Below are 6,444 nucleotides of genomic sequence, written 5' to 3' on the forward strand. Positions count from 1 at the left end.
GTTATTTTTTATCAACGTTAAACTTGCCGGGATATACTTGATTACCCAAATATAATGCAGTTCTCAACCATTTATACGGAGGATCGTTTTTAAAATCATACTCCATATGATAAGTTCCAATACCGCCAATTCTTAATCCGCTGGGAAGATCTAATGTAGCATAATCAAAGATTTGCGCTCCCGGCTTACCATTAAATTCCGGATGTACACTGCTTTGATAATACGATATACCACCGGTTCTCCATGTTTGTTCAAATTCCACAGTAATAATGGTTTTACGCTCCCAATCAAGCAAATGAGGATTGGTAATTTTAGCAATAACAGAACTTGTGCGGGATTCCCAATAAGCTTGATAAATATAATGATCGATCATTTTCGATGTTTCTTTAGACAATTTTTCAGGCTGTCCATCCATCACCAACATTCTACCCGCAGGATTCAAACGCTTATATAGAGTCTCAATAAAAGCCTGCATTTTTTTATTTCCTGTCGGGCTGATTTCCTGATAATCTGCCAAAGTACCGCTATGACCATATCCCGGTTCGTAGTCGATGTCGAATCCATCGAAATTATACTTTTCAATCGTATCGCAAATCGCTTCAGCGTATGCAATAGAAGCTTTTACTTCATCGCCGCCGCCCTTCTCATTCACCCAATATTCACTCATATCCTTCCCTGCAGGGGTAATTGCACTACCAATATCTTGTACAATCCAGCACAACAATGCCTTTCCGCCTTTCACTTCTTGGAAAAACTTAAGGTCGGCTTTTTGTTCTTTCGAAAGATTACCTCGTGTTCCCCACATGGATACAAAATCGACACTATCGGGAAGCATCTTCAGGTAATTCTGAGCATTGTCACCTTTTCCTGTCCAGTTTCCAAACCAACCGAATCCTTTCACGTGCGGAGTTTTACGATATTCTCTAATCTTTGCGTAATACTCTCTCATTGTAGGAGTAAGATCCTCCTCGCTTTGGGCATCGATCAACGGTATATAACGCTCAAATCCTTCTTGGTTCTCATAGGTTTCTTTCTCTATGTCAGTCCACTCGGAACAACTGGAAATAAGCCCCGCAATCAAACTTAAATACAAATATCTTTTTAATTTCATAAGACTTTAATTTAATATCAATTTAATACTTTGATTAATTGTTTGGCTGTTTGGGACGATCGTCACGTACCCACCATAGTCTGGTAGCACCTTGGTCTTCACCGCCCAATAAGCCTGTAACCAAACCTTGAGTCACATCATCGCTGTAAAACTTAGGCGAATATTTAAACCGCTCGGGAGTCTTCAGACCGTCTTCAAGAGTAGCTCCGATTCTGGCATAAGCTCCTCCATCCATAGGCTTCATCAAATAAGGATATCCGGTACGACGATATTCTGTCCAAGCTTCTACAGCATTAGGATAAAGCGCCAAATATTTCTGTGTAATGATACGCTGTAGTTTTTTCTCATCTGTATCTGCATCATTCCACTTGGGAGTTATATTTCCATCAGAAATATCACATGTGTACCAAGCATTAATACCGTAATAATAATTATCCCACCTCAACGCAGTAGGTTTGACATCTTCTTGTGTCAAATACGCATCAGCATTGCCTACTTTATTTTCATCAAATGACATTCGTACTCCTTTTTCGTAGAACTCGGATGCACTTCCTGCAGTCAGCTTATAAAGAGCCGCTTCCGCTTTTAAGAAATATGTTTCGGAGGCCCTGAACCAATAAAGAGGAGAAGCAGGAGTCACTTTGGGAACAGAAGCAAATTCCGCGCTATTTGGACCTGTTCTTTTCGGTTCCGAATTAGTAGGAGCAACCGGAAAAAAGCCTTCCTTATTCCTCCATTGACCTTTAGTGAAAAGCACAGATAAACGCGGGTCATTAAAACCGTCCATATAAGACCAAATAGTAGCCCCAAGCCGGGTTTCCTTATAATCGATAGAAGCAATCATTGAATTTAATAAAGGCATTTTCGCAGAATCACCGATTTTGGCTTCATCCCCCTGCGATTCAATCACTCCTCCATTAGCCGGATCCAAAGCTTTACTGATATACTCGGTAGCCAATGTTTTATCTTTAAAATGCATCCTGACAGCCATGCGCAACATGAGTGAATTGGCTAATTTCGTCCATTTGGAAACATCCCCGTCATAAATGAGATCATATCTCGGCATTACTTTAGAAATTGCTTTATTCAGTACCTCCGCATCTTTTGCCAAATCGGCAAGCATGTGTTTATAAATCACCTCTTGACTATCCGGTATTGGCGAAGTTTCTCCCAACCCTGCTTTCGTATAAACGATAGGACCAAAAACATCCGTAGCACGTAGCCATCCCAATATTTTTACAATATCGATAACAGCTGCCACTTCTCTATCTTTAGGGTCATCAGAGCTTTTCAGTTTCAAATGAATTTCACTCCACGGACGGAACATGTTGGAATAAAAGTTTTCAAAAGCATATCCCATACGATGTGCCGGAAAATTCCAATTAGATTCGAGACTGAAATTCCAGTTATTATTATTACCGAAATAACCGATATAATTCCCGGAAGATATGAGGTCTGTATTTTGCAAATCGTTACCCGGGCCTGTCGTTTTAGAAGGAGAACCTATCGGTATAACAAGTTGTTGCATTTCCAAAAAGCGAGCTCCATACAACAGTCCTCCGGCTTTCAAATCATCATCCGTTACCCCTGTAGTGCTTTTGTTAACTTCTTCATAATCGCAGGCCGATAACATCAAAAGCGCCAATAGCGGGTATATGTATTTCTTTATTTTCATATCACAAAAATTTAGTATTTTAAAAAGATTAGAAACCAAACTTCAAGCTAAAGCCAAAAGTACGTTGGCTCGGCAACATGAAGTAATCATATCCTTGTCCGAAAGTACCGGTAGATGCCGTCAACTCGGGATCGAAAGGAGCCTTGTTATAAATCATCCACAAGTTAGTGCCATATACAGACAAATTCAAGTTTCTTATCACGCCTTTAAACCATTTATTAGGGAAGGTGTATCCTAAAGTAGCTTCCTGCAAACGAACATTCGTAGCAGAATAAACATAGTAAGAATCAAGATTATAAACTGTATTATAAAAGTCTTTAGGCTGCACTTTTATATTGCCCATGCTGATATATCCCAAATCCCGGGCATCAGCCGACGCCTCCGATACACCATATTTATCTAATGCTGCCTGTGTTTTGGAGATTCCCACTCCACCGATACGGGCATTGAACAAAAGATTCAAACTAACACCTTTATAATTGAATCCGTTTCTCCAACCTAAGTTCCATTTCGGATTAACACTTCCCAACTTGTAAGGTGTAGTAGTTTCCGTAGCTATCGACTGTCCGGGCGTATATACCACATAGTTATCCTGATCTCTTTTGATCCATTCATCGGCATAAATATCTCCCATTTCACCGCCTTCGCGCAAACGGAAGCGTCCTATTTTGATATCTTTCAAATCTTTCACTTCGCCAGTGACCGGATTTTTCACATTTGAAGCAAGTTTTTTGATCTTGTTTCTATTGGCAGTAGCTGTAAACGAAGTATTATAATTAAATCCGCCAAAAGTTTGATCATAACCTAAAGTTATTTCTATACCGCGATTCTGAACATTTCCGGCTTGGACAAACATATATTTATATCCGGAACCTTCAGGCATATCAGCTTTCAGCAACTGATTACGCGTATTTGAATGATAAAGAGTAACTCCTAAGGTTATCGTATTGTTCAACCATCTGGAGTCGATACCCAATTCGAATGAACGAGTCTCCTCAGGCTTAAAGCTACCCAATGGATAGTATTCGAACGACTCGATAGTTCCACCTGTTAATTTGTGAGTAACAGTATTTGGAGTAAGTCCTGTAAACGGAATAGGAGAACCTACTTTGGTAAACGAACCTCTCAGCTTAAGATATCCCAAAACCGGGCTGATTGAATGGCGCGTGCTCTCAGGGAGTAATTCGGTAATCAAGGCCGAAACACCTACCGAAGGATAAAATACCCATTCATTATCTGTATTAACCAACTGAGAAGGCTTATCGCCACGTCCGGTCAATGTAAGATAAAGTGCGGATTTCCATGCAAGTTCAGCAGAAGCAAACATGGCAAAATTACGTTTACGGCTATCTCCTCCGGATTGAGTAGCTGCTGATTTTTGAGGATTTACATTATCAAAGATAAACTTATTCGGAGTGAGTAAAAGATCGCCGCCATATCCTCTTCCTTTTGTATCATATTCTTCGAAAGAAATACCGGCATTCGCTTGCAAATGATAATTTTCGGCCAATTGTTTATTAAAGTTAGCCATAATATCCGCATATTTTTGCTTAAAGCTTTCGTTTGAATAAATATATCTTCCGTTTTCTGCAGCAAACGTACTGAAAGTAGAAGCATAACGTTTGTCTTCTTTTTCAGTATACGTATTGTCTAAGCGCAAACGTCCCGAAACATCCAAATAATCACGAATCTGATATTTTAATGAAGCATACATCATATACCGGTCTTTTACTTCGGGACGAACGTTTCTGTAAGCAATCCAATAAGGATTCTGTATGTCCATACCCAAATCACCGGCTCCCCATTGTTGCACATTATAACCTTTCTCCTCATTGATACGCTCAAAATACTTTTCTTGCTCAAAATTCATTCCACGAGGATATAGATACGCCCCGACAATGGGATTGAAGTAAGTGCCATAAGAAACCATGTTATTGTAAAACTCACGTACATAGCTTGCCGAAAGATCGAGTGTTAACTTGTCATTCAGCATTTTCGCCGTATTACGAAGCATCACATTATAGCGATGATATTTATTATTTATGACCATTCCATCGGAATTCACTGCTGAAGCAGAGAAATAAGTTTGATTTTTCTCTGTACCCGTAGACAGGTTAAATGAGTTGTTAAACAGAGTTCCTGTTTGGAAAAAATTCTTCGGTTCGTAAGAACTCGCCATTTCCAATTTATCTCCCCATGATGTATAGTCGCCTTCATAGTTACCGTATCTGTTTTGGAATTTAGGCAGAACGAAAGGATTCGCGAACTCTACAGAAGATGAAACATTAACTTGAACTTTTCCTGCCGCTCCCTTTTTCGTATTAATCAAAATAACACCGTTGGCTGCACTTGCACCATAAAGAGCTGCTGCTGAAGGTCCTGTCAAAACGGACAAACTTTCAATATCGTCAGGATTAAAATTGGCGATCCCCTCACCGGAAGTAGCTCCGCCGAATCCCGTACCATCGCCGCTTCTATTGGCTTGATTACCGATAGGTATACCGTCTACAACATATAATACATTATTATCGCCGCTGATCGATTTATTTCCACGCATAACCACACGTGTACCGCCACCGACTCCGGAAGCACTACGCTGAATATTCACACCGGCAACCTTACCATTCAGGCTATTCATGAAGTTTGCGTCTTTCACTGCTGTCAATGCTTCATTATCCACTTTCTGAACATTGTAGCTCAACGCTTTCTCCGAACGTTTGATACCCAATGCGGTAACTACTACTTCATCCAAAGCTTTCGAATCTTCCGCCATCACAATTTTCAGAGGCTGAGCATTGCTTACGGTGATTGTCTGAGAAGCATAACCGATATAGGAAACTTCTACGATATCGCCTTTAGAAGCGTTGAGTTTAAAGTTTCCGTCCATATCGGTTACCGTGCCGTTGGAAGTTCCTTTTACGAAAACACTTACACCGATCAACGGCTCGCCGGTACCATCCGTCACATTGCCGCTCAATGCAATCGGGGTCTTTTTTTGCTGCTGTTGCTCTTGCGATTTTTGAGCAGACAAAACAATGTGTTTGTCTACTATTGAATGACTTACGCCAGTGCCTCTGAGAAGTTGACTCATGACTTGATTAAGTGACTGGCCGGATACTTTTATAGATACACTGCGGTTTATGTTAATGTCGTTCGTATTGTATACCACCGACATGGATGTTTGTTTTTCGATTTCTTTCAGCACAACGCTCAACGGGGCATTCTTCTTATCAAGAGTGATCAGACGCTCCTGCCCATAGGCCGAGGTAAAAGTCGAAAACAACAAAAGGAAAAGTAACAAGTAGGAAAACTTGTGTTTCATGATGTCTTTCATTTAATTCGTTTTTAATTTAGTATTTATAAATAGATTGGGATCAATCGGAAATCCGCTGTTTCATTGCGGATTATAGCAGAGAAGTGCTTTTTTAAGTACTGTTATTTTTCATACATGTATTATTTAAAAGATTATACTTTAAAATCAGGTTATTTGATAGTAGTACAGTTGAGTTTACTACCTTACTAAATAAAAAACGTTTTTTTTCAAAAGAAGCGAGAAAAAAAGACGGCGGGCTTTGAAAAAAAGGCGGCGGGCTTTGAAAAAAAGGCGGCGGGCTTTGAAAAAAAGGCGGCGGGCTTTGAAAAAAAGGCGGCGGGCTTT

The 6,444-nt window shown here is 40.1% G+C and carries 3 protein-coding genes; all 3 read right to left on the minus strand.

What is annotated here, in order from left to right; translation table 11 throughout:
- Window position 1: 1 nt before the first annotated feature.
- From GGR07_RS11400 to GGR07_RS11410, 3 genes are read right to left on the minus strand one after another with little or no spacing between them, the layout of a single operon-like run.
- Window positions 2-1,111: an endo-beta-N-acetylglucosaminidase family protein gene (locus GGR07_RS11400; RefSeq protein WP_021646152.1), complete on the minus strand. Its 1,110-nt coding sequence runs from the start codon at window positions 1,109-1,111 to the stop codon at window positions 2-4.
- A gap of 34 nt (window positions 1,112-1,145) precedes the next feature.
- Window positions 1,146-2,786 carry a SusD/RagB family nutrient-binding outer membrane lipoprotein gene (locus GGR07_RS11405; RefSeq protein ID WP_021646153.1) on the minus strand — a complete coding sequence of 547 codons (1,641 nt, stop codon included), beginning with the start codon at window positions 2,784-2,786 and terminating at the stop codon, window positions 1,146-1,148.
- A 28-nt stretch (window positions 2,787-2,814) separates the two neighbouring features.
- Window positions 2,815-6,120 carry a SusC/RagA family TonB-linked outer membrane protein gene (locus GGR07_RS11410; protein WP_034542997.1) on the minus strand — a complete coding sequence of 1,102 codons (3,306 nt, stop codon included), beginning with the start codon at window positions 6,118-6,120 and terminating at the stop codon, window positions 2,815-2,817.
- Window positions 6,121-6,444: the final 324 nt, after the last annotated feature.

Source organism: Bacteroides pyogenes (assembly GCF_014196225.1).
GTDB classification, from domain to species: Bacteria; Bacteroidota; Bacteroidia; order Bacteroidales; family Bacteroidaceae; genus Bacteroides; species Bacteroides pyogenes_A.

What these genes read in the sequence shown, in the direction of transcription:
- GGR07_RS11400 (WP_021646152.1), bottom strand. Translation starts at nt 1,111, where the DNA reads ATGAAATTAAAAAGATATTTGTATTTAAGTTTGATTGCGGGGCTTATT.
- GGR07_RS11405 (WP_021646153.1), bottom strand. Translation starts at nt 2,786, where the DNA reads ATGAAAATAAAGAAATACATATACCCGCTATTGGCGCTTTTGATGTTA.
- GGR07_RS11410 (WP_034542997.1), bottom strand. Translation starts at nt 6,120, where the DNA reads ATGAAAGACATCATGAAACACAAGTTTTCCTACTTGTTACTTTTCCTT.